Consider the following 25,897-nt stretch of genomic DNA (forward strand, 5'->3'; position numbering starts at 1 on the left):
TCCCCCTACTGCGTGCAACCTACCGGGAGTGTCACAACGGCACCACGCCGGTCGGTGAAGGAGTTGGTGGAAGTTGTTTTCGGCCAACTGCCCCACGATCGGGCCCCGGTGCGGCACCCGTGTCAGCCGAGCCGATCGGCCAGTTGCCGGAACTCCGTCCAGGACAGCGGGGGCGCCCCCGGGTCCCACAGCTTCTGGACCGTCGCCCGCAGGGGCATCCGGATCCCGGCCGCCACCTGGTCCTGCGTCTGCGCGGCGGCGCGATCGCTCCAGACCGCGAACACGCCGCCGAGGATCTGCCCGTCGTACCCGGCCGGCACCTCCGCCGTCCCCCGCAGCATGCGCGGATTCCACTGCTCGTAGATCCGCTGACCGGTGGGATAGACGAAGGTGTGCGGCTGCCCCAGCACGTAGTAGAGGAACTCGTCGTTGTAGTTGATCACCTTGCGGCCCGCGGCCAGGTACTCCGCCGGCTGCCTGGCGCCGCGCTCCTTGCCCGTCCAGTACGCGACCTCGAGGTCCTTGGCCGGCTGCACCACGCTGGTGCGGTAGAAGCCGTCGTTCCACGCGCGCATCGTCCGGCCGTGCCCGCGCATCACGTCGGCGCGGTCGTTCAGCCAGCCGGTCGCGAGGTCGGCGACGCTCGCGCTCGCCCCGTACTTCGCCCGCGCAGCGGCGGCCAGTTGCGGAAAGGACGCGGCGGGGTTCGGCACCGTCAGTGCCTGGTACTCGTCGCCGCCCAGATGCCAGTAGCCACCGGGGAACACCCCCGCGAACTCGTTGAGGAGGTCGTCCACGATCTTCGCGGCCTCCGGCTTCGAGATGTCGAGCGTGCCCCGCGGTGCGGCACCCGAGACGCTGCGCAGTTGCAGGTCGGGGTGCGCGGCGATGACCGCGCCCAGGTGCCCGGGCGAGTCGATCTCGGGGACGATCGTGATGTGGCGGCTCGCGGCGAGGTCGACGATCCGCTTGACCTCCGCCTTGCTGAGGTGCTGCGGGGACACGATCTCCGGGTGCGAGCCGGACTCGATACGGAAGCCCTGGTCGTCGGAGAAGTGCAGACCAAGTTCGTTGTACTTCAGGTCGCCGAGCTCCCGGACACGGTCCTCGATCCAGCCGGCCGAGTAGAACTTGCGGGCCATGTCGAGCATGAAACCGCGCCGCGGCTTGGCGGGCGCGTCCCGCACGACCCCCTCGGGAGCCGTACCGCCGCCGTGCACCTCCTGTTTGAGGGTGCGGGTGCCGTAGAAGACCCCCGCGTCGCCCGGGCCGGTGATCCGCACCCGTCCGTTCTGCACGGTCATCGTGTACGACTCCCGGTCGCCGCTTCCGGCCAGGCCCAGTTCGACGTCGCCGTCGCGGGCGGCGGTCCGGCCGCCGTACTCCATCCCCAGCTCTCCGGCCAGCAACCGGCCTTCGTCGTCCAGGGAGGGGCTGTCGACGACCACACGGGCACCGGACGCCGGACGCCAGCCCGGACCGCGTGCGGGGACGTGCTCCCGGACGGCGGGGATGGTGCGGGGCGCCCGGGACAGGGCATAGGTGGCGGTCGGTGACGAGAGAGGAGTCGACGGGCTGACGGAACTCCGCGGCGGCTCGCCGCCGCCGGACGGCCACAACACCACCGCCGCGGCGATCGCGCCCGCCACGACGATTCCCCCGCCCAGCAGCAACCCGTTGCGCCTTCGGTGCGTCTTGTTCTCGGGACCCTGCCGCATCCGGCCGGTCACCGCTCCGCACCCCGCTCCACTCCCGTGTACGGCCACGCCGGGCCCGTACGCCCTCGCGGCACCGAAGGCGCCGCACCCGCACGTATCCGACCGCCGTCCGATCGCATTCCCCTCACCTCTCCCTGCGCCTGCCCCTTCCGAACCTATGACCCCTGCCCGCCCCACCCGTCCACCGGACGCCATAGAACTCTCCCATTCGGGTGAAATTCGGTCAGCCGATGGACGACCCCCCGATCACCGTGGATAACGTGACGGCGCATTTCCCGCACCCTCCCCTGCCGACCCCCTGTGACGCCCACGACGTCACGCCCGCCACTCGCCGAGGACCCACGCTGCCTGCGCACCGTCTCCCCGACCTCCCCGGCCCCACCGCCCTGCCGGCGCAGCACCGCATCGAGGCCCCCACGGGTATCGAGCGGTTCAACTCCACGCCCGCCGCGAACGCCCGGCGCGCGCTTCTCACCTGCTGCCGGAGCCCGCGCTGGGCCGACCGCGTCGCAGACCACCGCCCCTATCCGGACCTGGACTCCCTGCTCGCCGCCGCCGACGAGGCCGCCTACGACCTGACGCCCGCCGATCTGGCCGAGGCGCTGGCCGGTGAATCGCTCACCCTCCTCCCGGCCGGCGCATACTCCGCCGCCCACACCGCCCTCAGTGCGGCCCACGCCGCCTACGAGAGCCGATTCGGGCACGTGTTCGTCATCTGCCTGGACGATGTGGCCCCCGGCGAGGCGGCCGACCGTGTCCTGGCCGCCATCCGGTCACGATTGACGCACGATCCGGAGGAGGAGCGCCCCCTCGCCGCGGAGGAGCTGCGGCGTCTGACAAGGGGCAGGCTGATCCGCCTGGTCCGGCACTTCTCCGACACGCCCGTCGCGCAACGCGCCGGGTAGAGGAGCGGATGCCGCGGGCTCGCAGCCACCGCCCCCTTCCGTCTCACCGGGGCCGCCAATAGCCCGTCCGTGCTCGTTTGATTGCCAGTTTGATCACATCGGTAGGGCCGCCGTAAGCGTTCCGACCGCACGTCGCTACGATGCTGGGGGCCGGTGGACCGTACCCGGCCGGGCCCGACCGACACAGAAGCCGGCGCGGCCCTAGTCCCCGCTCCCGGAGGGTTCTTCCGTGCCGGCTGGAACGCTGTACCGCGGCCGGGAAGGAATGTGGTCCTGGGTGGCTCATCGAGTCACCGGCGTCCTCATCTTCTTCTTCCTGTTCGTACACGTGCTGGACACCGCACTCGTCCGTGTCTCCCCCGAGGCCTACGACGAGGTCGTGGCCACGTACAAGACGCCGATCGTCGCCGTGCTGGAGTACGGCCTGGTCGCCGCCATCCTCTTCCACGCGCTGAACGGCCTTCGGGTCATCGCCGTCGACTTCTGGTCGCGGGGCCCGCGCTACCAGAAGCAGATGCTCTGGACCGTCGTCGGCGTCTGGGTCGTGCTGATGCTCGGGGCCGTCTACCCCGTCCTCGGCCACGCCGCTCGTGAAGTGTTCGGGAGCTGACGCGCATGTCCACGACTGAAACCACCGCCTCCGGCATCGGCCCCGTCGAGGGTGCCTCGCTGTACGACGTCGACAACCCGGCGCCGGTCATCGAGCCGCCGCGCAAGCGGACGAAGAAGACCCCGAAGTCGACCCGCGGCAACTTCGAGATGTACGGCTGGGTGTTCATGCGCCTGTCCGGCATCGTCCTGGTCGTCCTGGTCCTCGGGCACCTGCTGATCCAGCTGGTCCTCGACGGCGGCGTCTCCAAGATCGGCTTCGCCTTCGTGGCCGGCCGCTGGGCCTCCCCGTGGTGGCAGGTCTGGGACCTCGCCATGCTCTGGCTCGCCATGCTGCACGGCGCCAACGGTCTGCGTACCGTCATCAACGACTACGCGGAGCGGGCGAACACGCGGCTGTGGCTGAAGGGCCTGCTGTACACCGCCACGGTGTTCACCATCCTGCTGGGCACGCTGGTGATCTTCACCTTCGACCCGAACATCCGCTAGGCACGGGGCTGCGAGAAATATGAAGATCCACAAGTACGACACCGTCATCGTCGGCGCCGGCGGCGCCGGCATGCGCGCCGCCATCGAGGCCACCAAGCGCAGCCGCACCGCCGTGCTGACGAAGCTCTACCCGACCCGCTCCCACACGGGCGCCGCGCAGGGCGGCATGGCCGCCGCGCTGGCCAACGTGGAGGAGGACAACTGGGAGTGGCACACCTTCGACACGGTCAAGGGCGGTGACTACCTGGTCGACCAGGACGCCGCCGAGATCCTGGCGAAGGAGGCCATCGACTCGGTCCTCGACCTGGAGAAGATGGGCCTGCCGTTCAACCGGACGCCCGAGGGGAGGATCGACCAGCGCCGGTTCGGCGGTCACTCGCGCAACCACGGCGAGGCCCCGGTCCGCCGCTCCTGCTACGCGGCCGACCGCACCGGCCACATGATCCTCCAGACGCTCTACCAGAACTGCGTGAAGGAGGGCGTGGAGTTCTTCAACGAGTTCTACGTCCTCGACCAGCTGATCACCGAGGTCGACGGCGTCAAGAAGTCGGCCGGTGTGGTGGCCTACGAACTGGCGACCGGCGAGATCCACATCTTCCAGGCGAAGGCCGTGATCTACGCCTCCGGCGGCTGCGGCAAGTTCTTCAAGGTGACCTCGAACGCGCACACGCTGACCGGTGACGGCCAGGCCGCGGTCTACCGCCGGGGTCTGCCGCTGGAGGACATGGAGTTCTTCCAGTTCCACCCGACCGGCATCTGGCGCATGGGCATCCTCCTCACCGAGGGTGCGCGCGGCGAGGGCGGCATCCTTCGCAACAAGGACGGCGAGCGCTTCATGGAGAAGTACGCGCCGGTGATGAAGGACCTGGCGTCCCGTGACGTCGTGTCCCGCTCCATCTACACGGAGATCCGCGAGGGGCGGGGCTGCGGTCCCGAGGGCGACCACGTCTATCTGGACCTCACCCACCTGCCGCCGGAGCAGCTGGACGCCAAGCTGCCGGACATCACCGAGTTCGCCCGCACCTACCTCGGCATCGAGCCCTACACGGACCCGATCCCGATCCAGCCGACCGCGCACTACGCCATGGGCGGCATCCCGACGAACGTCGAGGGTGAGGTCCTCACGGACAACACCACGGTGGTACCGGGCCTGTACGCGGCCGGCGAGGTCGCCTGTGTGTCCGTCCACGGCGCGAACCGCCTGGGCACCAACTCGCTGCTGGACATCAACGTCTTCGGGCGCCGGGCGGGTATCGCCGCGGCGGACTACTCGCAGAGGGCGGACTTCGTCGAACTGCCGGAGAACCCCGCCGAACTGGTGGTCTCCCGGATCGAGAACCTGCGCTCCTCCACGGGCAGCGAGCGTGTGGCCGACCTGCGCCGCGAGCTGCAGGAGACCATGGACGCGAACGTCATGGTGTTCCGTACCGAGCAGACGATCAAGACGGCCGTCGAAAAGATCGCCGAACTCCGGGAGCGCTACAAGAACGTGGCGATCCAGGACAAGGGCAGGCGGTTCAACACGGACCTGCTGGAGGCCATCGAGCTGGGCAACCTGCTGGACCTGGCCGAGGTCATGGCGGTGTCCGCCCTCGCCCGCAAGGAGTCCCGCGGCGGCCACTACCGCGAGGACTACCCGAACCGCGACGACGTCAACTTCATGCGCCACACCATGGCGTACCGCGAGGTGGGCGACGACGGCACCGAGTCCATCCGTCTCGACTACAAGCCGGTCGTCCAGACCCGCTACCAGCCGATGGAGCGTAAGTACTGATGGCAACCCCCGTACTGGACAAGGTGGAGGCGGAGTCCGCCGCCTCCCCCTACATCACCGTCACCTTCCGGGTCCGCCGCTTCAACCCGGAGGTCTCGGCCGAGGCGACCTGGGAAGACTTCCAGCTGGAGATCGACCCGAAGGAGCGCGTGCTCGACGGCCTCCACAAGATCAAGTGGGACATCGACGGCACCCTCACCTTCCGCCGCTCCTGCGCCCACGGCATCTGCGGCTCGGACGCCATGCGGATCAACGGCAAGAACCGCCTTGCCTGCAAGACGCTGATCAAGGACATCAACCCCGAGAAGCCGATCACGGTCGAGCCCATCAAGGGCCTGACGGTCCTCAAGGACCTGGTCGTCGACATGGAGCCGTTCTTCCAGGCCTACCGTGACGTGATGCCCTTCCTCGTCACGAAGGACACGAACGAGCCGACGCGCGAGCGCCTGCAGTCCGCCGAGGACCGTGCACGCTTCGACGACACGACGAAGTGCATCCTGTGCGCCGCCTGCACCTCGTCGTGCCCGGTGTTCTGGAACGACGGCCAGTACTTCGGACCGGCCGCCATCGTCAACGCGCACCGCTTCATCTTCGACTCGCGTGACGAGGCCGGTGAGCAGCGCCTGGAGATCCTGAACGACAAGGACGGCGTGTGGCGCTGCCGCACGACGTTCAACTGCACGGACGCCTGCCCGCGCGGCATCGAGGTGACGAAGGCGATCCAGGAGGTGAAGCGAGCGCTGATCACGCGCCGCTTCTGATCCTCCGGATCCGGTAACGAGGGCCCTGTTTCCGCAACTCCGGGAACAGGGCCCTCGTGCGTTTCTGGCCTGTTTGCACCTCTACTGAATAAGCAGCTCCGTCTGTCACACTCCGACCCCAATGCCCAGTAGGTAGGGGGACGGTTCGTGGAGCAGAGCAAGGAACCGTACATAGGGCCGAGGGCCCCGCACTTTCTCGGCTATCCGGAAGCGTCCGCGACAGCGCAGACGGTGGCCGCGCCCCTGCTCGCGGGCGCGTCCCTGTCCCTGGTCGGCGTGATCATCGTTGACGGCGGCGACTTCCGGTGGCCCGGCGTGACGCTGCTTCTTGTCGTCATGTCGGCCATTGCATTGATCGCGACCATGCAAATCGGTGCCGATGCCCGCAAGTACCTGTACAACCGGCAGACGATCGAAGCCTGGTACGCACCGGAGGACCTGAAGCGGAGCAGCGAACTCCTGGAGCGGCGGAGCGCCCACTTCATCCAGTGGCAGGTGCGCAACCGCCGTGCCGTCGTCACCTTCAACACCGGCACGATGCTGCTGATCTTCTCCGTGGCCACGGCACTCGTTCCACCTCACGACGAGCAGGCCGCATGGCGATGGGCAGCCGCGGGCCTGGCTCTGGCCGGCGCTCTCGTCGAGGCCTGGTGGATCCACCACCTCTTCCATGAAGACCCGGGGGGACCTCCGGAGAAACCCAAGTCGCTGAACGGAGGAGACGGCTGATGCTGTACGACGTGACACTGCCGGGCAACGGGGTGGACCTGCACCAGTGCCCCTCATGCGTCCGGCCGTTCCGGGGCCACTACACACGCAATCAGGTGGACGACTGGGAGAGGGCACTCGAGCAGGGGGAATCCCTGGCCCGGGCCCACCTCGAGCAGTCCGGCGCCTTTGAGGTGCTGCATACGGCCACGTGTCCGTTGAGGTGTCTGCCACCGGCAGTTCTCGCGCTCTGCCCGGAGAGCGAGCTCCGCGCCCAGTACCACAAGGGCCGAGCCGTACTCGGGGACTGCTAGGACCGCGGCGGGCCGTCGCGATCGTCGGCCGATGGACCATGTCGTCGGGTACGACCACGCGCCGCCGCGTGGTCGTACGTCGTGCCCTGACGCCGAATGCCGGCCAACTGGTCCGAGAGTTCCGAAAACACCGCCTCTTCGCTCGTACGGTCCGAAGGCAGTGGGTGGTGCAGCGCGTCCAGGAGATCGAAGCGGTGCAGGTCGTACACCACGTGCATCAGGCCCGAGTAGGCCTGCGCCGCCGTCACCGCACCCTTGTAGGCGACCGCCGCGAGCACCAGGCCGGCGCCGCACAGCCACCAGGCTGACGGCTCGTCGTGGAGGGCCGCGCATCCGGCGCCGGTGAGCAGCAGGAAGGACCAGCAGAGATTCACCGCTGTGTCGAGTGCGTCACGAGTGGAACGGAGCACCTCGGCCACACGGTCGGACACCTGGAGGTAGATGCGCGGCCACGAGGTCAGCGTCGTCAGTCCGTAGCGTTCTCCGGCGCTCAACTCCCCGGCCCGCAGGGCGTTGCCCAGTGCCGTCGGCAGCAGAAGATCGGCCGGCGGGTGGGCGGCGAGGCGACGGCGCGCGTCGGCCCGCACGCGCCGTGCCCGGTCCCCACCCGTCGCCGCCTCGGCCCGTCGCCGCAGCGCCTGCCACCGTTTGCGCTGAACCCGGGCCAGAATCCCCGCAAGTCCGGCCGTGAGCGGCCAGCGGTCCCAGTAGCCCTCCAGCACGCGGACCGCACGCACCTGGAACGGCTGCAGCAACAGGGCGAGAACTGCTGCGCAGACGGTGACCGTCGCGATCGCTCCGAGCAGCGCCGCCGGCCGCTGCGGCCATACGGCACTCCAGTCGCTGCGCCCCGAGAAACTCCCTGCCCGTACGAGCGCGAGCACCCCGGCGACGAACAGCGCACACGGCGCGAAGTGCACCGACAGCACCCGTCGCACGAAGCCCCGCCCTCCCCATACGCCCCTCGGCGCCCCTCAGTATGGCGCTCGGGGATCACGGCCCATGGGCAGGGCGGGAGGGGCCCCGGTTGCTCAGCCGGCGGGCGGCACGCACCGCGCTCCGGTTCTCGGCGTGTGCGCACCGGTTCCCGGTCGGTCGTCTCCGACGACGTCTCCGCGTCGATCCGGTCGGGGGGCAGGAGTCCGGTGGAGAACCGGAGTTCGTTGTGGAAGCAGAACGGGGACCACTTGGTGGCCAGGCAGGCCTTGAGGCCGGGGTTCCGGTGGATTTCGTACGGATGCCGCGGAGGCGTCACGACATCCGCCCTCCGCGTCGAGGTTCGGGGCGCAGGCGTGACCGTCGCTTCACGTGGCGGCCGGACCACGGGGCGCACCTCTCCCGATTGAGTTGAACACGTTCAAAAACAGGTCTACAGTCAACACCGTCAGCGTTTTTGAACGCGTTCAAGAAGGGTGGGGACATGGACCTCACGGTCATCGCCTACGTCATCTATCTGCTGATCAGCGTCGCCCTGACGGTCTGGGTGGCGCGCACCCTCAGCCGCAACGGGCGGGTCTTCCTCGAGGACGTGCTGCACGGGAACGAGAAGCTCGCCGACGCCGTCAACCACCTCCTCGTGGTCGGCTTCTACCTCGTCAACCTCGGCTTCGTGGCGCTGTATCTGAACGGCCACGGCACCGTCGAGGACGCGCGCGGCATCTTCGAGGCACTGTCGACCAAGCTCGGCGTGGTGCTGCTGGTGCTCGGTGCGATGCACCTGGGCAACGTGTACGTGCTCAACAGGATCCGGCGGCACGGTGCGATGGAGCGGGAGCAGGTCCCGCCCGTCGGACCGCAGGGCTGGGTCACGCCTTCGACGGGGGCCTGAGCCGTGCCGGCCCCGGAGATCCGGGACGCCGCGCGCGTCCCGGTCCACGGGCTGACCGTCCTGTACGACGCCGAGTGCTCCCTGTGCACCTTCCTGCGCGACTGGCTGGTACGGCAGCCCCAGCTGGTACCGCTCGACCTGGTTCCGGCCGGCTCGCAGGAGGCGCGCCTGCGCTTTCCCGGACTCGACCACCGCGCCACCCTCGACGAGATCACCGTCGTCGGCGACGCAGGCCAGCTCTACCGCGGGCCCGGCGCCTGGGTCGTGACGCTGTGGGCGCTGCGCGGCCACCGTGCCCTCGCCCACCGGCTCAGCACGCCGACGGGGGCCAGGCTCGCCAGGGGCGCGGTGCTGGCGGCCGCCAAGTGGCGCGGGGCGCAGTGGGGCGGGCGCGCCTACCGGCAGGGGGACGGCTGGCGCTACGACCCGGCACGGGGGTGGACCTACACGGGGCCCGGGTGCGACGGCGGCGCCTGCGCCACTCGTTAGGCTCTGTGTTCGTGCCCTCGAAGAACGACCGAGCCGACGAGGCCGGTACGCCCACCAAGTCGGAGCAGACCCGTGCGCTCATCCTGGAGACGGCGATGCGCCTGTTCCAGGAGCGCGGCTACGACAAGACGACGATGCGGGCGATCGCCAAGGAGGCCGGCGTCTCCGTGGGGAACGCCTACTACTACTTCGCGGGCAAGGAACATCTGATCCAGGGCTTCTACGACCGGATCGCCGCCGAGCACCGGCTGGCGGTCCGGGAGGTCCTGGAGCGGGAGACCGGTCTCGAGGCACGGCTGGCGGGCGTCCTGGAGGCGTGGCTGGACATCGCCACGCCCTACCACGAGTTCGCGGTGCAGTTCTTCAAGAACGCCGCCGACCCGGACAGTCCGCTCAGCCCCTTCTCCCCCGAGTCGGAGCACGCGCGCCAGGAGGCCATCGCCGTCCACAAGGAGGTGCTGGCGGGCGCGAAGACCAAGGTCTCCGCCGATCTGCGGGACGTCCTGCCCGAGTTGATGTGGCTCTCCCAGATGGGGCTCGTGCTGTACTGGATCTTCGACAGGACCGAGGGCCGCGAGCGCAGCTACCGGCTGGCCGAACGCGGCGCCCGGCTCACCGCCCGGGGTGTCGCCCTGGCCCGCTTCCGTGTGCTGCGGCCCCTTGTCCTCGAGGTGCACGAACTGTTCACGGACTTCCTGCCGGGCATGACGAAGATGCTGCCGGACCCCGGAAGCAGGCAGCGGGCCGAGTGACGGCCACCGCCTGAACACCACCGGACCCGAAGACCGGGGTCGCCCCCTGCGCCGAGGCACGGATACCGGTGTGCGTCGTCCGGGCCGGCGCCTTCACCTGCGGAGCGATCCGGCCGGGGACATGTGCGGGAACCACCGCGTCCACGCCCCCGGCGGGATCGTCACACCGCCCGCACGATCGGTGCCGGGACCGGCCTCGATGCGGGCGCGAGCCTCAAGGCCGGGCGGTGGAGGGCCGGTTGACGGCGTCCACCTCGTCGCCCGCCAACTCCACGTCGTGCACCAGCGGTTCCTCGCCGACGACCACGTGCCGGGCCTTCGATCCGTACGCGGCGGCCGTGATCGCCACGAGGTAGGTGCCCGGCGAGGGGACCGCGAGGATGTAGGAGCCGTCCGCCAGTGATGTGACGCGGTCCAGCTGACGGCCGCCCTTCGAGAGCAGCGTCGCGGCCGCTCCCTGGACCGGCTCGCCCTCCGCGTCCCGTACGAACCCGTACACCACCGTCGCGCCCCCGGCCGTCGGCGTCCTCTCCTGCTGCGGCTCTTCGGCCGGCTCCACCGCCAGATGCGGCAGCCGCCTCTCCAGCCAGCCGGGCAGCCACCAGTTCGCCCCACCGAGCAGATGCATCACCGCCGGCACCAGCGCCGTCCGCAGGACGAACGCGTCCAGCGCCACGGCCGCGGCGAGCCCGACGCCCGCCATCGCGGCGCCCGAGTTGCCGCTGAGCACGAACGCCAGGAACACGCAGACCATGATCAGAGCCGCGGAGTTGATGACCCGGCTGGTCTCCGCGAGGCCGACCCGGACGGCGCGGGCGTTGTCCCTGGTGTGCACCCACTCCTCGTGCATCCGGCTCACCAGGAAGACCTGGTAGTCCATCGACAGACCGAACAGCAGGGACAGCATGATGATCGGCAGGAAGGCCTGGATCGGCCCCTCCTTGCCGAGGCCCAGCAGGTCCAGGCCCCAGCCCCACTGGAAGACCGCCACCAGGACGCCGAAGGACGACGCCGCGGCGATCAGGTTCATCACGGCGGCCGTCAGCGGCACCACGAGCGAGCGGAACGCGATCAGCAGGAGCAGGAAGCCGAGCCCGATGATGGTCCCGATGAAGTACGGCAGCCGGTCGCCGGTGACGGACGCGAAGTCCTTGGAGACCGCCGTGACGCCGCCGACATGGGCCTGCGCTCCCGCCTTCGGGATCACCTCGTCGCGCAGGGTGTCGATGAGCCTGTCCGTCTGCTCGGACTGCGGCGAGGTGGTCGGGACGACCTGGATGACCGTGACGCCCTGTGCGGGCGGCAGCGCGGCCGCCCGGGCCACGCCGTCTGTCTCCCGGATGCCCCGGACCAGCGTGTCCGTGTCACCGCTGACCGAGACCACCTGCAGCGGCCCGTTGAAGCCGGGTCCGAAGCCCTCGGCGAGCAGGTCGTACGCCTTGCGGGTCGTCGTCGACGCGTCGTCGTTGCCCTGGTCGGCGGCCCCGAGGCGAAGGGAGAGCACGGGCAGGGCGAGCACGGTCATGACCACCACCGCGAGCACGGCGATGGTCCGGGGGCGCTTCTGCACCGTGGCCGACCACTTCGCCGCGAGGCCGCTCGCCCGCTCCGCTTCGGGTCCCTGGGCCGCGAGCCGCCGCCGCTGCCGGCGGCTGAGCACCCGCGGGCCGAGCAGACCGAGCAGCGCCGGCAGCAGGGTGACGGCCGCGAGCACGCTCAGCACGACGGTGAGCGAGGTGCCGATGACCACACCGTCCAGGAAGCGCAGATTGGTCACCAGCATCCCGGCGAGCGCGATGCACACCGTGCCGCCCGCGAACAGCACCGCCCGGCCGGAGGTGTTGAGGGCGGTGACCGCCGCCTCCTCCGGCTCCATGCCGCGCAGGATGCCGCGCCGGTGCCGGGTGACGATGAACAGGGCGTAGTCGATGCCGACCCCGAGGCCGATCAACGAGGCCAGCAGGGGCGCGATGTCGGGCACGTCCGTGACATGGCTGATCAGCTGCGTGGAGAACAGCCCGATGCCGACACCGAACACCGCGACGGCGATCGGCAGCAGCATCGCGAAGAGCGAGCCGAAGGCCAGGAACAGCACGACCGCCGCCGCCACGATGCCGACCATCTCGGACAGGCCGGTGGGCGGCTGCTGGATCCGGGTGATCGCCTGACCGCCCAACTCGACCTCGAGACCGCCGCGCTCGGCGTCCTGCGCCGTGTCGACGACGTCCTGGACCAGTTCCTGGGGCACCTCGTTGGCCCGCTCGGTGAACGTCAGCTGCGCGTACGCGATCGTCCCGTCCCGGCTGATCTGCGCCGCGCCCTGGGGGCCCGCGTAGGGGCTGCCGACCGCGCCGATCCCCGGCATCCGCGCGATCTTCGCCAGTGCGGGCTGGATCCGCGCCCGCACCGCCTCGTCGCGCACCGATCCGCGCTCGACCTTCCAGACCACCGTGTCGGTGTCGCCCGAGGCCTTGGGAAAGGCCTTCGTCATCAGGTCGTACGCGGTCTTGGAGTCCGTGTTCGGCAGGGAGAAGACATTCGCGTAGTCGGGCCCCTTGGCGGACGCCGTCACGCCCATCCCGACCAGCGCTCCCACCCACAACAACAGGACCAGCAACCGGTGCCGATAGCACCACCTCGCCAGTGTCGTCACTCTCCACCCTCCTTCATCGGCGTCCCCCAGGTCCCGGAGCACCAGGATCGGCGGCGGCGGGCCCGGGCGGGCTCGCCACGGCCCGACTCTCAAGGAACTCCAAAGCGCCCACCGCCCCGGCCGCCGGTGCCGCCGCGGATACTGGGGGACATGACGGCCAACGAGGCAGCGCACGAAGGGGCCACGGTTCTCGTGGTCGAGGACGAGGAGAGCATCGCGGACGTCCTCGCCATCGCCCTGCGCTATCACCGCTTCCAGGTGATGATCGCGGGCACCGTGCGCGAGGCACTCACCCTCGCGGAACGGACACGGCCGGACGCGGCGCTGCTGGACGTGATGCTGCCGGACGGCGACGGACGTGCGCTCGGCCGGGAACTTCGCGCCCGCCGGCCGGACCTGGCGCTGGTCTTCGTCACCGCACGCGACGCGCCCGCCGAGATCGTCGGGGCGCTCGGCTTCGGCGACGACTACATCACCAAGCCGTTCAACATAGACGAGGTCGTCGCGCGGCTGCGGGCCGTCCTGCGGCGCACCCGCACGGCGGACGTCCTGCCCCAGCGTCCACCGCTGCGCTACGGCGATCTGGAGCTGGACGAGACGACCTACTCGGTGCACCGTGCGGGCCGCACGGTCGAGCTGACCCCCACGGAGTACGCGCTGCTGCGCTTCCTGGTGCGCAACGGAGGCCGGATCGTGCCCAAGGAACAGCTGCTGCGCCATGTGTGGCAGTACGAGCACACACCGCCCGAGTCGACGGTCGTCGAGACGTACGTCAGTTATCTGCGCCGCAAGCTCGACACGCTCGGACCGCCGGTGATCACCACACGGCGGGGTGTCGGATACGGCCTGGCATGATGCTTCCGCGACTCCCCCCGCTCCCGCGGTCACGGGGCATCCACTCCCTGCGCGGCAAGTTGACGCTGGCGAACGTGGGGCTGCTGGCGCTCGGTATCGTGGCGGCGACCGCCATCAGCCTGATGGGCATGCGGCACTACGTACTCGGGCAGATCGACACCGAGCTGACCAAATCACGTGACTCGCTGGTGCGTTCGCAGCTGACCCTGCGGGAGATCGACTCGCTGAGCGCGCTTGCGGTCGTCCGCGACCGGCTGCTGCCGCACAGCGGCGGCGACTCGCCGAACCCGGACTCCGTGTTCGCGGCCGTCGACCGGGACGGCACGGTGCTCACCGTCGCCGGCCTGAAGCCGACCGACGCCCAGCAGGCGCTCGCCTCCGCCGTCCACGACCCCGCCGCACTCGTCGTGGCCCCCCAACCGCGCGACATCCACCTGCGCGGCGACCCCTACCGTGTGACCGGGGCGCGGCTCGCGGACGGCACCTATGTGCTGCTCGCCCGCTCGACCAGGGTGCTGCACACCGGCATGGCCAAGGCGCTCAGACTCGATCTCACCATCGGGACCCTGCTGCTGGCCCTGCTCGCGGTGCTGACGATGATCAGTGTGGGCCGGCGGATGCGGCCGCTGGAGGACATGGTGGAGACGTCGTCGGCCATCGCCGAGGGCGATCTGACCCGGCGGATGCCCTCCAGCAAGGAGACATCACTGGAGGTGGAGCAGCTGCGCACCGCGCTCAACTCGATGCTCCACCAGGTGGAGTCCGCGTATCGCACACGCGAGCGCAGCGCCGCCCAGCTCCGCCACTTCGTCGCGGACGCCTCGCACGAGCTGCGCACGCCTCTGTCGGCGATACGCGGCTACCTCCAGCTGTACGACAAGGGGATGCTCACCGATCCGGACGAGCGCAAGCGGTCCTGGGAGCGGATGATGGCGGAGGCGGACCGGATGGGACGCCTGGTGGACGAACTCCTCGTCCTCGCCCGCCTGGACCAGCGGCCCGAACTCCGTTTCCGGAACGTGGACCTGAGCCGGCTGGTGCGGGACGCGGCGGAGGACCTGCGGGCCCAGCAGCCGGGACGGCCGGTGACGGTGCGTGCGGACGGAGCGCTGCTCGTACGGGCCGACGAGTCGGGTCTGCGTCAGGTGCTCGGCAACCTCGTGACGAACGTCCGGGTCCACACGCCCGCCGGCACTCCGGTGCTGCTCGGTCTCGAACGCGAGGGCGAGGTCGTACGGCTGTGCGTCGCGGACGAGGGTCCGGGCCTCGCGGAGGAGGACGCGGCACGTGTCTTCGACCGCTTCTTCCGCGCGGGCCAGGGTGCGGGCAGCGGGCTCGGCATGGCGATCGTGCACGGGGTGGTGGCGGCGCACGGCGGCGATGTGGCGGTGCGGACGGCGCCGGGCGAGGGGCTGGCGGTGACGGTCACGCTGCCGGAGCGGGCGCACGACCGGGACCACCGGTGAGCGCCCGCCCGACGTCCGTCAGATCCAGGTCAGCCGCCAGAGCCGGAAGACGCCGGTACCGTCCGACAGGTACTGGCCTCCGCCGACGTCCTCGCTGCTGACCACGTACTCCTTGCGCTGCCACAGCGGGATCAGCGGAACGTCGTCCGCCACGTGCTGCTGGATCCGCTCGAAGTCCTCGGCGCTCCGGGCGCGGTCCGAGAACCGCTGGCTCTCCCGGATCAGCCCGTCGACTTCCTCGTTGCCGTAGCCGTTCTTCATGCTGTTCCCGGTACCGATGAGCGGGGCGGTGAAGGTGTCCGGGTCGGGGTAGTCGGCCACCCAGCCGACGGCGTACGCGTCGAGCTTGCCTTCCGCGTACCGCTTCTGGAAGGCGGTCCACTCGTAGCCCTGGAGGTCCACCTTGAACAACCCGGTCGCCTCGAGCTGCCGCTTCAGCTCGGTGGCCTCCTCCTCGGCGGCGCCGCGGCCCTTGCCGTAGCCGTAGGTGAAGTGGACGGGCACATGCACCCCCGCCTCGGTGAGCAGCGCGCGGGCCTTGGCGACGCTGTGCGTGGGGTAGGCGTCGAAGAACGAGGTGGTGTGCCCCGTGATGCCCGCCGGGATGAGCGAGTAGAGCGGGTCGGCAGTGCCCTCGTACACCTTGTAGATCAGCTCCTCGCGGTTGACCGTCATCGCGACGGCCTGGCGGACCCGGCGGTCGTGCAGCGGCGAGCTGGAGGCGGTGTTCAGGACCAGATTGCGGATCTCGGCGCTGTCGGCCTCGCTGACGCGCTGGTCGGGGTCGGTCGGTGAGAGGTCCGCGAGCATGGCGGGCGGCAGCTGGCGCGCGGCGACGTCGACCTCCTTCGCCTTCCAGGCCTTCTCCAGCGCGGCGGGATCTGCGTAGTAGCGCAGGTCGATGGGCCGGCCCGTGTCCTTGACGTTGCCCTTGTAGCGGGTGTTCGGGGCGAGGACGGCGTTCTTGTCCTTCGAGTACGACGTCAGGGTGTACGGGCCCGTCCCGTCGGCACCGGAGTCGCCGCGCAGCGCGTTCTGCGGGTACTTGGTGTGGTCGACGATCACTCCGGCGCCGGTGGCCACCTTGAAGGGGAACGTCGCGTCGGACGAGGACAGATGGAAGGTGACGGTGAGTTTGCTGGCGTCGACCGAATCCAGTGTCTCGAGCAGGGACGCCGGGCCGACATCCGAGTTGATCTTCTTGACCCGGTCGAAGGAGTACTTGACGTCCTCGGCGGTCATGGTGCGCCCGCTCGGGAACGTCAGTCCGTCGCGCAGGGTGCAGCGGTACGTCTGCAGGTCCGACCCGAGGAACCCGCAGCTCTTGGCCGCGTCCGGCACCGGTTCCACACCGTCGGGTTCGAAGGTCAGCAGCGACTGGAACACGCTGCTGAACAACGCCCAGGATCCTGCGTCGTAGGCCCCCGCCGGGTCCAGGGACGTGACGGCGTCCGTCGTCCCCACGGTGATCGTCTTGTTGCTGTTCTCCGCGGCCGGCAGCAACTGCCACCCGCCCACTCCCACTCCTGCCAGAACCAGCACAGTCGCGAGAATCCGTATGCGAACCGAACGCATCGGCGCGCCCTCCCCAGGCACTCAGCGCATGCCACTCCCCTGTGGCGCGGATCACCTAATCACAGGAGTTTGACCTGAGGGAAGAGGGATTTGTTGAGATGAGAGTGAACTTGTCCAAGGCTTGATCCAACGGCATTTCACGGGCCGGGGGACAGCCTCACGCCTGCTTCGACGCCAGTTGCACGATCGTGATGTCCGACGGCGCGCCGACCCGCGTCGGCGGCCCCCAGGCGCCCGCTCCCCGGGAGACGTACAACTGCGTGTCGCCGTACCGGTCCAGGCCCGCGACGGTCGGGTTGGCGGCGGCCGCCACGAAGTTTCCGGGCCAGAGCTGGCCGCCGTGGGTGTGGCCGGAGAGCTGAAGGTCCACGTGATGGCGCACGGCCTCGTGGATCTGCAGCGGTTGATGGGCCAGCAGCACCACGGCGCGCGAGGTGTCGCGATCGCCCAGTGCCTTGCCGAAGTCGGGGCCCTCGCCCTCGCTCTCGCCCGCCAGGTCGTTGACGCCGGCCAGGTCGAACGCGGGCAGTTCCGTGCGCGCGTTCTCCAGCGGGTGCAGACCGAGCCGGCGTACCTCCTCGACCCACTGGTCCGCGCCGGAGAAGTACTCGTGGTTGCCGGTGACGAAGTAGCTGCCGTGGCGCGCCCTCAGCCGGGACAGCGGTGCCGCGGACGGGCCCAGGTCCTTCACGCTGCCGTCGACCAGGTCTCCGACGACCGCGATCAGGTCCGGCTGGGTCGAGTTGATCGTGTCCACCACGCGCTGTGCGAAGCCACGGCCGAGCACCGGGCCCAGATGGATGTCGCTCACGACGGCGATGCGGAACCCGTGGGCCGAGCGCGGCAGCCGGGCCAGCGGGACCGTGACGCGTTTCACGGCGGGGCCGCGCAGAACGCCGTATGTGCCGTACCCCACCGTGCCTGCCGTGGCGGCGGCCACCGCGCCGCCGACCGCCCGGGAGACGAAGAGACGGCGCGAGGGGTCCGCGGGCGGGGGCGCCGGGTCCTGGACGGGTTCCGCTTCCGACTCGGACCGGGCGGGTGCCGTCCCCGCCGGGACCGGTGCGGGACTCGGCGCCGTCTGCCTCGTCCGCGACCCGCGCCGCACCAGCAGGTGGACCAGGGGACGCACGAGTTCACCCGCGACCAGTGCCAGCAGCAGATAGAGCGAAACCGCCATCCACAGGAACCCGGGCCATCCGAGGGCGCGCTGGAGCCAGAAGGGGGCTCCGGCCCGCTCGGCGACCAGGGCCCCGACCATGAGCACCGGTCCGGCGACGAGCACCACTGCGCCGGCTCGGCGGGCCGGGCCCGGACCCCGGGTCGTGTCGCGCACCAGCCGGCGCCACGCGAACCAGTGCAGCGCCGCCAGGGCGACCAGGGCGGTCAGAGCGATCAACAGGACGACAACGACCACCGTTCTCCAGCCCTCCGCTATGACGTTCGCCGCAACGCGCGCAGTCCGCGCAACCCCAGGGCACCGATGACAGTCCCCAAGACAAAGGAGACGACGGCAAGCGTCAAGTGCACCCAGAAGTAGGCCGTCGGATTCCCCGCGTCGTCGAACGCGAGTCCACTGCCGTCCTTCCACAGGTTCTTGACGAAAGTGATCCAGATGACCCAGCTCCACACCCCGAAGGCGAGCAGGAACCAGGAGACGGGGCGGCTGAGCTTCATGAGTTCAGTATCGCGGTTCTCCGGGCGCCGCTCGGCGCGGGGTACCGAGCATCGGCCGGGATACGGCGGGACTTCCCGCTCCGCGCCCTGTACTTTCGCCACCGTGTCCGCCATGAAGAAGATCGCCGGGCGCCGTCTGGCGCTCGCCACCGCAGCCCTGTTGCCCCTCACGCTCGCAGCTCCCGCGACCGCCCTCGCGGACACGCAGAGCCCGACCCTGTCCCATGCGGCCACGCCCCCGGCCCGCATGTCGACCGTCGGCGGCGCTTTGCTGGGCAAACCCGGAACCCAGGCCAATCTCGGCAGCGGTGCCCCCGTGCTCCCGAAGGACCTGAGCGCGCGCTCCTGGATCGTCGCCGACGCCGAGTCCGGTGACGTCCTCGCCGCCCACAACGCGCACTGGCGGCTTCCCCCGGCGAGCACGCTGAAGATGCTGTTCGCCGACACGGTGCTGCCCAAGTTCCCGAGGAGCGAGAAGCACAAGGTGGCTCCCTCCGACCTGGCCGGCATGGGCGCCGGGTCCAGCCTGGTCGGGATAAAGGAGGGCGAGACCTACACGGTCCACGACCTGTGGCTCGGTGTCTTCCTGCGCTCCGGCAACGACGCCGTGCATGTGCTGTCCTCGATGAACCACGGCGTCAAGCAGACCGTCGAGGACATGCAGGCGCACGCCGAGGAACTCCAGGCTCTCGACACGCATGTGGTCAGCCCCGACGGCTACGACGCCGGCGGCCAGGTCTCCTCCGCCTACGACCTGACCCTGTTCGCCCGCTCGGGGCTGCAGAAGAAGGACTTCCGGGAGTACTGCTCGACGGTGCGGGCGAAGTTCCCGGGCGAGACCACCAAGAAGCACGGCAGGACTACGCGCGGGTCCTTCGAGATCCAGAACACCAACAGGCTGCTGGCCGGGGACTCCGACATCACCCCGTACCAGGGCATCGCGGGTGTGAAGAACGGCAACACCACCAACGCGGGCGCCACCTTCACGGGTGTCGCCGAACGCGGCGGCCGGGTGCTGCTCGTCACCGTGATGAACCCGGAGAAGAAGGACCACAACGAGGTCTACAAGGAGGCCGCCCGGCTGCTCGACTGGGGCTTCGGCGCGGCCGGGAAGGTGACTCCGGTGGGCGAACTCGTCGCCCCGCGGGGCGCCCAGGCCGGCTCACAGCCCAGCGCGCCCGCGACCGCCGCCCCGGGTGGGGAGCAGACCTCGGCCAAGCCGGTGGCCGCCTCGGTGCGGGAGAGCGGCTCCGGCGGGGTCGGCGTGGCGCTCGCCATCGCCGCCGGGGTGCTCGTGCTGCTCGCGGCGGGCGTCTTCCTGGTCAACCGCCGCTGGCCGCTGCCGGATCTGGTGCGCCGCCGGACGCGCCCCTGACACCGTCGGACCCGCTGCTCCGCGTCGCCGTCCAGGCGGCGCAGAACAGCACGAGTTTCGCGGTGAAGTTGATCCACAGCAGCAGGGCGACGGGCACCCCGAAGGCGCCGTACATGCTCTTCGACGCGACGCCCTGGATGTATCCGCTGAGCAGCAGCTTGAGCAGTTCGAAGCCGACCGCGCCGATCAGGGCGGCGGTCAGCAGCCGGTGCCGTGGGGGTTCGACGCCGGGCAGCAGGGTGAGCACGTACAGCAGGACCAGGAAGTCGGCGACGACGGCGACGAGGAGGGCGGCGACCTGCAGCAGGACGCTGCCCCAGCCGTTCCGTTCGAGGCCCAACTGCCCGGCCACCCGGTCGATCAGCACCGAGGCGACGGTGGTCACGGCGATGGTCACCAGGATCGCGCCGCCCAGGCCGACGAGCACCACCCCGTCCTTGGCCTTGGCCAGCACCGGGTTCTCACCTCTGTCGGGCAGCTCCCACACGGCACGCAGGCAGTCCCGCACCTGGGCGACCCAGCCGATGCCCACCAAGAACAGCGTGGCGCCGGCGATGAGGCCGACGGTGCCCGCGTTCTGCACCAGACCGTGGATGTCGAGCTGGCCGGAGATGCCGGGGAACTGCTCGGCGATCTTGTTCTGCAGCTCCTTCTGGCGGGACTCGCTGAGGGTCGCGGCGGCGATCGCGGCGGTGATGGTGAGCAGCGGAAAGAGCGCCACGAAGCTGATGAACGTCATCGCGGCGGCGAGCCGGGTCCACTTCACACGGTCGAGGCGCTCGTAGGAGCGCCAGGCGTGCGTGGCCATGAGGCGTATGACCAACGGCCCGATGACGGGGAGCTTCTTCAGCCAGTCCATGATCCGGATCTCCCCTCGTGTCCCTCGGTCATTCCTCGGGTACCCCCGTGAGCGCGGCATTCGGCATCGCCGGCCGCGTACGGTGACTCGCCCATTCCGGTGAGGAGCCGCACAGACCGGGGACATTGAGATGTTATGCCTGTTTCACGGCGCTACGGTCACGGTCATGCCTGCCCCCAAGGACGCTTTCAGCCCTCCGAAGTCCCTGCTGATTCTCGGCGGCACGTCCGAGATCGCGCTGGCCACCGCGCGCCGCCTCATCGCCCGCCGCACCCGGACCGTATGGCTGGCCGGGCGCCCGTCCCCCGGCCTCAACAGGGCGGCCGAGCACTTGAGCGAACTCGGCGCCGACACCCGCACCGTGGCCTTCGACGCGCTCGACCCTGAGTCCCACGAGAGCGTCCTCGGGAAGGTGTTCACGGAGGGCGAGATCGACCTGGTGATCCTCGCGTTCGGTGTGCTCGGTGATCAGGCGACCGACGAGCGCGACCCGCTGGCCGCGGCACGTGTGGCGCAGACCAACTACACGGGTGCGGTCTCGGCGGGGCTGGTGTGCGCCCGTGCGCTCCAGGACCAGGGCCACGGCGCGCTGGTGGTGCTGTCGTCGGTGGCCGGCGAGCGCGCCCGCCGCGCCGACTTCATCTACGGCTCCAGCAAGGCGGGGCTCGACACGTTCGCACAGGGCCTCGGAGACGCGCTCCACGGCACCGGTGTGCACGTCATGGTCGTACGCCCCGCCTCGGTCCGTAGAAGCGGGACGCAGGCCCGGGACGCGGCACCCCTGGCCGCGACGCCGGAGGAGATCGCCGCCGCGATCGAGATCGGCCTGCGCAGGGGGTCGGAGGTGGTGTGGGTGCCGGGGGCGCTGCGACTGGTGATGTCGGCGCTGCGGCATCTGCCCCGGGCGCTGTTCCGGCGGTTGCCCGTCCGGTGAGCGCGGCCCGCCCGGCCGCGGGCGGGCTAGAACAGCGGGAGGGTGGCGTCCTCGGCCCGTGCGGACGCCTGCGGCGGCACGACCGCGCCGCCGAACACGAACTCCCGCAGCTTGCGCCAGACGCCGTCCGCGCCCTGCTCGTACAGCGCGAACCCGGTGCAGGGCCATTCGGCGCGGTAGTCGGCGAGTTCCTCGTAGGCCCGGTCCATCGCCGCCTCGTCGATGCCGTGCGCGACCGTGACGTGCGGGTGGTAGGGGAAGAGCAGCTCGCGGGCCAGCGGCCCGGAGGCGTCACGGACCTGCTTCTGCAGCCGCGCGCACACCTCGGCGCCCTGGACGACCCTGACGTACACGACGGGCGACAGGGGCCGGAACGTGCCCGTCCCGGCGAGCCGCATCGGGAAGGGCCGGCCCGCCGCCGCGACCTCGACGAGGTGGGCCTCGATCGCGGGCAGCTCGCGGGCGTCGACCTCCGTCGGAGGCAACAGGGTGACGTGCGTGGGGATGCCGTGAGCCGCGGCGTCGCCGAAGCCCGCGCGCAGCTCCTGGAGCTGGCTGCCGTGAGGCTCCGGGACCGCGATCGACACACCGATCGTTACGGTCCCCACGTCGTCTCCTGTCGTCGTGTTGGTGTGCATGGCCCGGGGCAGGACGAGCCGCCGCGGAGATGTTCGGCTTCCGACTGTACGGCCAGGTCTGTGCCCTCGGGCAGGCGCAGACGGAGTGGAGTGCAGCACTCCGCGGCGCGCCGGGGCCCGGTGGGGGTCAGTGCTTGGCGGGCAGGAAGCCGACCCTCGCGTATGCCTGCGAGAGGGTCTCCGCCGCGACCGCACGCGCCTTCTCCGCGCCCTTGGCCAGGATCGAGTCGAGCGTCTCGGGGTCGTCCAGGTACTGCTGGGTGCGCTCCCGGAACGGCGTCACGAAGTCGACCATGACCTCGGCGAGGTCCGTCTTGAGCGCACCGTAGCCCTTGCCCGCGTACTTCTCCTCCAGTTCCGCGACGGCCGCACCGCTGAGGGTCGAGTAGATGGTCAGCAGATTGCTGACGCCCGGCTTCCCCTCCGGGTCGTACCGGACGACGGTGTCGGTGTCCGTGACGGCGCTCTTGACCTTCTTGGCGGTGGTCTTCGGGTCGTCGAGCAGGTTGATCAGGCCCTTCGGCGTGGACGCCGACTTGCTCATCTTGATCGACGGCTCCTGAAGGTCGTAGATCTTCGCCGTCTCCTTCAGGATGTAGGGCCGCGGGACCGTGAAGGTGTCCCCGAACCGGCCGTTGAAGCGCTCGGCGAGGTCGCGGGTCAGCTCGATGTGCTGGCGCTGGTCCTCACCGACCGGCACCTCGTTGGCCTGGTACAGCAGGATGTCCGCGACCTGGAGGATCGGGTACGTGAACAGGCCGACGCTCGCGCGGTCGGCACCCTGCTTCGCGGACTTGTCCTTGAACTGGGTCATACGGCTCGCCTCGCCGAAGCCGGTGAGGCAGTTCATGATCCAGGCGAGCTGTGCGTGCTCGGGGACGTGGCTCTGCACGAAGAGCGTGCAACGCTCCGGGTCGAGCCCGGCCGCGAGCAGCTGGGCGGCGGCGAGCCGGGTGTTGGCGCGCAGCTCCGCGGGGTCCTGCGGGATGGTGATCGCGTGCAGGTCGACGACCATGTAGAACGCGTCGTGGGTCTCCTGGAGGGCCACCCACTGACGGACGGCGCCGAGGTAGTTGCCGAGGTGGAACGAGCCGGCGGTGGGCTGGATCCCGGAGAGCACGCGAAGTGAGGCCATGTCCGTCATTCTCTCAGGTCCCGGGGCCCCCGCCGGAACGTGCCGGAAACAGGGGTGAAGCGAAGCGTCGTCGACGGTGTAACAAGGGGACATGACAAACATGGGGGGCCTCGTGCGCGGGCCGGGCAGACTGCTGGCGGCCCTGGCGGTGACGGTCGCGGCGCTGGCGGCGGCCGCCGCTCCGTCGCAGGCCGTGAGCAAGGACATACCCGACCTGGCGCTCGTCGTGACGGGCGGCAGCGGCCGCACGACGGCGCTGCGCTCGGGCGACCACGACTTCGCGCTGCTGCTGCAACTGCTGTCCCCGATGGACGGCGGGACGGAACGGGTGCCGGAGGACTGGACCCGGGGCCGGTATCCACAGGTACGGGCCACCGTGGTGTGGGCGCTGACCGGGATCGGGGGCTGGCCGTACACCCGGAGGGCGCCCGGCGGTGACGTGGCCATCGAGCGGGAGGACCAGGTCTTCCTGGCGCAGGACGGGACGGCGTGGGTGCGCTCGGATCCGGCACCGGACGTGTCCGACGACGACATCCGGTGGCGGCGGGTGCCCCGGTCGCTCTTCGACCGGCTGGCGCGGGACGGCCTGTTCGGGGAGCGCGTCGCCGCCGGGGACGACTCCGCGGACGGACTGCGCTGGGGCGCGGTGGGACTCGGGGCCGGGCTGGTGCTGGGGGGCGGCGGCGCGTTCGTCGCGCTGCGGCGGGCGGCGGCCCGGCGGGATGCCGGACCGCCGCGACAGGAACTGATCGATCTCGGAGACCTCCGGTGAGGGTCGCCGCGCGGACCCCGATCAGCTCAGGTCGATCTCCGGGTACAGCGGGAAACCGGTCAGCAGGTCGGACGCCCGGCGGGCGACCTCGTCCGCGACCTTGAGGTCCAGCACGTGCTGGGCCTTCGAGGGGGTTCCCTTGCCCGTGGTGCCGGGGACGGCCTCGGTCAGCACACGGTCGATCAGGCCGGCGATCTCGTCCATCTCCGCGACGCCGAGACCGCGCGTGGTCAGCGCCGGCGTGCCGATGCGGATGCCCGAGGTGTACCAGGCTCCGTTCGGGTCGGCCGGGATGGCGTTGCGGTTGGTGACGATGCCCGACTCCAGCAGCGCCGCTTCCGCCTGGCGGCCGGTGAGGCCGTAGGAGGAGGCCACGTCGATCAGGTTCAGGTGGTTGTCGGTGCCGCCGGTGACGAGGGTGGCGCCGCGGCGCACCAGGCCTTCGGCCAGGGCGCGGGAGTTGTCGACGATCCGCCGGGCGTAGTCGCGGAACGAGTCCTGCCGGGCCTCCGCCAGGGCGACCGCCTTCGCGGCCATCACATGCGGCAGCGGACCGCCCAGCACCATCGGGCAGCCGCGGTCGACCTGGTCCTTGAGCGAGTCGTCGCACAGGACCATGCCGCCGCGCGGGCCGCGCAGCGACTTGTGGGTGGTAGTCGTCACGATCTGGGCGTGCGGGATCGGGTCGAAGTCGCCGGTCAGGACCTTGCCCGCGACGAGGCCGGCGAAGTGCGCCATGTCGACCATGAGCGTCGCGCCGACCTCGTCGGCGATCTCGCGCATGACCCGGAAGTTCACCAGCCGGGGGTAGGCCGAGTAGCCCGCCACGATGATCAGCGGCCTGAACTCGCGGGCCGAGGCACGCAGGGCCTCGTAGTCGATCAGGCCCGTGACCGGGTCGGTGCCGTACGAGCGCTGGTCGAACATCTTGCCGGAGATGTTCGGGCGGAAGCCGTGGGTGAGGTGGCCGCCCGCGTCCAGGGACATGCCGAGCATGCGCTGGTTGCCGAAGGCCCGGCGCAACTCGGCCCAGTCCTCCTCGGACAGGTCGTTGACCTGGCGGACACCGGCCTTCTCCAGGGCAGGGGCCTCGACCCGCTGGGCCAGGACCGCCCAGAAGGCGACCAGGTTGGCGTCGATGCCGGAGTGCGGCTGGACATAGGCGTGTCGGGCGCCGAACAGCTCCTTGGCGTGCTCGGCGGCGAGCGACTCGACGGTGTCGACGTTGCGGCAGCCGGCGTAGAAGCGGCGGCCGACGGTGCCCTCGGCGTACTTGTCGCTGAACCAGTTGCCCATCGCCAGCAGTGTGGCCGGGGAGGCGTAGTTCTCGGAGGCGATCAGCTTGAGCATCTCGCGCTGGTCGGCGACCTCCTGGCCGATGGCGTCGGCGACCCTCGGCTCCACGGCGCGGATCACGTCCAGGGCGGCTCGGAAGGCCGCGGACTCGGTGGAGAGTGGCTGCTCTGGCATGGGGACCTCCGGACGGCGGGCGTTCAGCGTTCACGGTCGGCCCAGGCGCACGGCACTCGATCGCTCGACTACGGGCCGCTCCCCGATGGTCGGTCCCATCCCAGCGCGCCAGTCACGGCCCGTCGGTCAGCCTACCGGGCG

Annotated in this window: 25 protein-coding genes and 1 riboswitch; of the genes, 15 read left to right on the top strand and 10 right to left on the bottom strand. The window is 70.4% G+C overall.

Going from position 1 to position 25,897, the window contains the following annotated elements; all coding sequences use genetic code 11:
• Positions 1-122: 122 nt before the first annotated feature.
• Positions 123-1,718 carry a glycoside hydrolase family 20 protein gene (locus RCR19_RS14820; protein ID WP_331269445.1) on the bottom strand — a complete coding sequence of 532 codons (1,596 nt, stop codon included), beginning with the start codon at positions 1,716-1,718 and terminating at the stop codon, positions 123-125.
• A gap of 230 nt (positions 1,719-1,948) precedes the next feature.
• Between RCR19_RS14820 and RCR19_RS14825 the strand changes: the two genes are divergently transcribed.
• The 7 genes from RCR19_RS14825 to RCR19_RS14855 all read left to right on the top strand — a co-directional run bounded on the left by RCR19_RS14825 (position 1,949) and on the right by RCR19_RS14855 (position 7,278).
• Positions 1,949-2,623: a 2-oxo-4-hydroxy-4-carboxy-5-ureidoimidazoline decarboxylase gene (locus RCR19_RS14825; protein WP_079050407.1), complete on the top strand. Its 675-nt coding sequence runs from the start codon at positions 1,949-1,951 to the stop codon at positions 2,621-2,623.
• Between the two features lie 229 nt (positions 2,624-2,852).
• Positions 2,853-3,233 carry a succinate dehydrogenase, cytochrome b556 subunit gene (gene sdhC / locus RCR19_RS14830; protein WP_331265592.1) on the top strand — a complete coding sequence of 127 codons (381 nt, stop codon included), beginning with the start codon at positions 2,853-2,855 and terminating at the stop codon, positions 3,231-3,233.
• A 5-nt stretch (positions 3,234-3,238) separates the two neighbouring features.
• Positions 3,239-3,721 carry a succinate dehydrogenase hydrophobic membrane anchor subunit gene (locus tag RCR19_RS14835; protein ID WP_059128508.1) on the top strand — a complete coding sequence of 161 codons (483 nt, stop codon included), beginning with the start codon at positions 3,239-3,241 and terminating at the stop codon, positions 3,719-3,721.
• A gap of 19 nt (positions 3,722-3,740) precedes the next feature.
• Positions 3,741-5,495 carry a succinate dehydrogenase flavoprotein subunit gene (sdhA, locus tag RCR19_RS14840; protein ID WP_331265593.1) on the top strand — a complete coding sequence of 585 codons (1,755 nt, stop codon included), beginning with the start codon at positions 3,741-3,743 and terminating at the stop codon, positions 5,493-5,495.
• Positions 5,495-6,256 (top strand): succinate dehydrogenase iron-sulfur subunit, encoded by a 762-nt coding sequence (locus tag RCR19_RS14845; protein ID WP_059128510.1) that lies wholly within the window; start codon positions 5,495-5,497, stop codon positions 6,254-6,256. The genes sdhA and RCR19_RS14845 overlap by 1 nt, the downstream gene beginning before the upstream one ends.
• 147 nt (positions 6,257-6,403) lie before the next feature.
• Entirely contained in the window at positions 6,404-6,985 is a 582-nt protein-coding gene (locus RCR19_RS14850; RefSeq protein ID WP_331265594.1) for a hypothetical protein, read from the top strand.
• Positions 6,985-7,278, top strand: coding sequence for a hypothetical protein (locus tag RCR19_RS14855; protein ID WP_331265595.1), 294 nt, complete (start codon positions 6,985-6,987; stop codon positions 7,276-7,278). The genes RCR19_RS14850 and RCR19_RS14855 overlap by 1 nt, the downstream gene beginning before the upstream one ends.
• Here the strand turns inward: RCR19_RS14855 and RCR19_RS14860 are convergent.
• Positions 7,275-8,216, bottom strand: a complete 942-nt coding sequence (locus RCR19_RS14860) for a hypothetical protein (protein WP_331265596.1) — start codon at positions 8,214-8,216, stop codon at positions 7,275-7,277. The genes RCR19_RS14855 and RCR19_RS14860 overlap by 4 nt on opposite strands.
• A gap of 482 nt (positions 8,217-8,698) precedes the next feature.
• On the opposite strand from RCR19_RS14860, the gene RCR19_RS14865 reads away from it, so the two are divergent.
• From RCR19_RS14865 to RCR19_RS14875, 3 genes are read left to right on the top strand one after another with little or no spacing between them, the layout of a single operon-like run.
• Positions 8,699-9,106, top strand: coding sequence for a hypothetical protein (locus RCR19_RS14865; protein WP_331265597.1), 408 nt, complete (start codon positions 8,699-8,701; stop codon positions 9,104-9,106).
• A 3-nt stretch (positions 9,107-9,109) separates the two neighbouring features.
• Entirely contained in the window at positions 9,110-9,595 is a 486-nt protein-coding gene (locus RCR19_RS14870) for a DCC1-like thiol-disulfide oxidoreductase family protein (RefSeq protein WP_331265598.1), read from the top strand.
• An 11-nt stretch (positions 9,596-9,606) separates the two neighbouring features.
• Positions 9,607-10,347, top strand: a complete 741-nt coding sequence (locus tag RCR19_RS14875; protein WP_331265599.1) for a TetR family transcriptional regulator — start codon at positions 9,607-9,609, stop codon at positions 10,345-10,347.
• A gap of 214 nt (positions 10,348-10,561) precedes the next feature.
• Here the strand turns inward: RCR19_RS14875 and RCR19_RS14880 are convergent, their stop codons facing one another.
• The gene (locus RCR19_RS14880; RefSeq protein WP_331269446.1) at positions 10,562-12,991 is read right to left on the bottom strand and encodes an MMPL family transporter; all 2,430 of its coding nucleotides are present in this window, start codon (positions 12,989-12,991) and stop codon (positions 10,562-10,564) included.
• A 159-nt stretch (positions 12,992-13,150) separates the two neighbouring features.
• On the opposite strand from RCR19_RS14880, the gene RCR19_RS14885 reads away from it, so the two are divergent.
• Both RCR19_RS14885 and RCR19_RS14890 read left to right on the top strand, forming a co-directional pair.
• The gene (locus RCR19_RS14885; protein ID WP_059128556.1) at positions 13,151-13,855 is read left to right on the top strand and encodes a response regulator transcription factor; all 705 of its coding nucleotides are present in this window, start codon (positions 13,151-13,153) and stop codon (positions 13,853-13,855) included.
• Complete coding sequence (locus RCR19_RS14890) at positions 13,852-15,321, top strand: HAMP domain-containing sensor histidine kinase (protein ID WP_331265600.1); 1,470 nt, start codon at positions 13,852-13,854, stop codon at positions 15,319-15,321. Before RCR19_RS14885 ends, RCR19_RS14890 begins: the two co-directional genes overlap by 4 nt.
• Before the next feature lie 18 nt (positions 15,322-15,339).
• Here RCR19_RS14890 and RCR19_RS14895 read toward each other — a convergent pair whose 3' ends face one another.
• The 3 genes from RCR19_RS14895 to RCR19_RS14905 form a co-directional block, all read right to left on the bottom strand.
• Positions 15,340-16,896 (bottom strand): ABC transporter substrate-binding protein, encoded by a 1,557-nt coding sequence (locus RCR19_RS14895; protein ID WP_331265601.1) that lies wholly within the window; start codon positions 16,894-16,896, stop codon positions 15,340-15,342.
• Positions 16,897-17,053: 157 nt separating this feature from the next.
• Positions 17,054-18,313 carry a metallophosphoesterase gene (locus RCR19_RS14900; RefSeq protein WP_331265602.1) on the bottom strand — a complete coding sequence of 420 codons (1,260 nt, stop codon included), beginning with the start codon at positions 18,311-18,313 and terminating at the stop codon, positions 17,054-17,056.
• A 17-nt stretch (positions 18,314-18,330) separates the two neighbouring features.
• The gene (locus tag RCR19_RS14905) at positions 18,331-18,573 is read right to left on the bottom strand and encodes a hypothetical protein (protein WP_059128518.1); all 243 of its coding nucleotides are present in this window, start codon (positions 18,571-18,573) and stop codon (positions 18,331-18,333) included.
• Positions 18,574-18,685: 112 nt separating this feature from the next.
• Between RCR19_RS14905 and RCR19_RS14910 the strand changes: the two genes are divergently transcribed.
• Complete coding sequence (locus RCR19_RS14910) at positions 18,686-19,948, top strand: D-alanyl-D-alanine carboxypeptidase (protein ID WP_331265603.1); 1,263 nt, start codon at positions 18,686-18,688, stop codon at positions 19,946-19,948.
• On the opposite strand, the gene RCR19_RS14915 is transcribed toward RCR19_RS14910, so the two are convergent.
• On the bottom strand, positions 19,896-20,807 hold the full coding sequence (locus RCR19_RS14915; protein ID WP_331265604.1) for a YihY/virulence factor BrkB family protein: 912 nt from the start codon (positions 20,805-20,807) through the stop codon (positions 19,896-19,898). The two genes, RCR19_RS14910 and RCR19_RS14915, sit on opposite strands and share 53 nt — an antisense overlap.
• 166 nt (positions 20,808-20,973) lie before the next feature.
• On the opposite strand from RCR19_RS14915, the gene RCR19_RS14920 reads away from it, so the two are divergent.
• Entirely contained in the window at positions 20,974-21,741 is a 768-nt protein-coding gene (locus RCR19_RS14920) for a decaprenylphospho-beta-D-erythro-pentofuranosid-2-ulose 2-reductase (RefSeq protein WP_331265605.1), read from the top strand.
• A 26-nt stretch (positions 21,742-21,767) separates the two neighbouring features.
• Here the strand turns inward: RCR19_RS14920 and RCR19_RS14925 are convergent, their stop codons facing one another.
• Both RCR19_RS14925 and trpS read right to left on the bottom strand, forming a co-directional pair.
• On the bottom strand, positions 21,768-22,349 hold the full coding sequence (locus RCR19_RS14925; RefSeq protein WP_331265606.1) for a 2'-5' RNA ligase family protein: 582 nt from the start codon (positions 22,347-22,349) through the stop codon (positions 21,768-21,770).
• Between the two features lie 157 nt (positions 22,350-22,506).
• Complete coding sequence (trpS, locus tag RCR19_RS14930; protein ID WP_331265607.1) at positions 22,507-23,514, bottom strand: tryptophan--tRNA ligase; 1,008 nt, start codon at positions 23,512-23,514, stop codon at positions 22,507-22,509.
• Between the two features lie 91 nt (positions 23,515-23,605).
• Here trpS and RCR19_RS14935 point away from each other — a divergent pair, with 91 nt between their 5' ends.
• The gene (locus tag RCR19_RS14935; protein ID WP_331265608.1) at positions 23,606-24,286 is read left to right on the top strand and encodes a hypothetical protein; all 681 of its coding nucleotides are present in this window, start codon (positions 23,606-23,608) and stop codon (positions 24,284-24,286) included.
• 21 nt (positions 24,287-24,307) lie between these two features.
• Here the strand turns inward: RCR19_RS14935 and RCR19_RS14940 are convergent, their stop codons facing one another.
• Positions 24,308-25,756 carry a glycine hydroxymethyltransferase gene (locus RCR19_RS14940; protein ID WP_331265609.1) on the bottom strand — a complete coding sequence of 483 codons (1,449 nt, stop codon included), beginning with the start codon at positions 25,754-25,756 and terminating at the stop codon, positions 24,308-24,310.
• A gap of 32 nt (positions 25,757-25,788) precedes the next feature.
• A riboswitch (ZMP/ZTP riboswitch) is annotated at positions 25,789-25,882 on the bottom strand.
• Between the last annotated feature and the right edge of the window lie 15 nt (positions 25,883-25,897).

The organism is Streptomyces sp. WAC07094, assembly GCF_036320405.1.
In the GTDB taxonomy this organism is placed as follows: Bacteria; Actinomycetota; Actinomycetes; order Streptomycetales; family Streptomycetaceae; genus Streptomyces; species Streptomyces lannensis.

Bases quoted from the DNA above. Each gene is read 5' to 3' on its own strand.
- RCR19_RS14855 (WP_331265595.1), top strand. From the start codon at position 6,985: ATGCTGTACGACGTGACACTGCCGGGCAACGGGGTGGACCTGCACCAG.
- RCR19_RS14865 (WP_331265597.1), top strand. From the start codon at position 8,699: ATGGACCTCACGGTCATCGCCTACGTCATCTATCTGCTGATCAGCGTC.
- RCR19_RS14835 (WP_059128508.1), top strand. From the start codon at position 3,239: ATGTCCACGACTGAAACCACCGCCTCCGGCATCGGCCCCGTCGAGGGT.
- RCR19_RS14920 (WP_331265605.1), top strand. From the start codon at position 20,974: ATGCCTGCCCCCAAGGACGCTTTCAGCCCTCCGAAGTCCCTGCTGATT.
- RCR19_RS14910 (WP_331265603.1), top strand. From the start codon at position 18,686: ATGAAGAAGATCGCCGGGCGCCGTCTGGCGCTCGCCACCGCAGCCCTG.
- RCR19_RS14940 (WP_331265609.1), bottom strand. From the start codon at position 25,756: ATGCCAGAGCAGCCACTCTCCACCGAGTCCGCGGCCTTCCGAGCCGCC.
- RCR19_RS14885 (WP_059128556.1), top strand. From the start codon at position 13,151: ATGACGGCCAACGAGGCAGCGCACGAAGGGGCCACGGTTCTCGTGGTC.
- RCR19_RS14825 (WP_079050407.1), top strand. From the start codon at position 1,949: ATGGACGACCCCCCGATCACCGTGGATAACGTGACGGCGCATTTCCCG.
- sdhA (WP_331265593.1), top strand. From the start codon at position 3,741: ATGAAGATCCACAAGTACGACACCGTCATCGTCGGCGCCGGCGGCGCC.
- trpS (WP_331265607.1), bottom strand. From the start codon at position 23,514: ATGGCCTCACTTCGCGTGCTCTCCGGGATCCAGCCCACCGCCGGCTCG.
- RCR19_RS14905 (WP_059128518.1), bottom strand. From the start codon at position 18,573: ATGAAGCTCAGCCGCCCCGTCTCCTGGTTCCTGCTCGCCTTCGGGGTG.
- RCR19_RS14935 (WP_331265608.1), top strand. From the start codon at position 23,606: ATGACAAACATGGGGGGCCTCGTGCGCGGGCCGGGCAGACTGCTGGCG.
- RCR19_RS14915 (WP_331265604.1), bottom strand. From the start codon at position 20,807: ATGGACTGGCTGAAGAAGCTCCCCGTCATCGGGCCGTTGGTCATACGC.
- RCR19_RS14845 (WP_059128510.1), top strand. From the start codon at position 5,495: ATGGCAACCCCCGTACTGGACAAGGTGGAGGCGGAGTCCGCCGCCTCC.
- RCR19_RS14890 (WP_331265600.1), top strand. From the start codon at position 13,852: ATGATGCTTCCGCGACTCCCCCCGCTCCCGCGGTCACGGGGCATCCAC.
- RCR19_RS14895 (WP_331265601.1), bottom strand. From the start codon at position 16,896: ATGCGTTCGGTTCGCATACGGATTCTCGCGACTGTGCTGGTTCTGGCA.
- RCR19_RS14820 (WP_331269445.1), bottom strand. From the start codon at position 1,718: ATGCGGCAGGGTCCCGAGAACAAGACGCACCGAAGGCGCAACGGGTTG.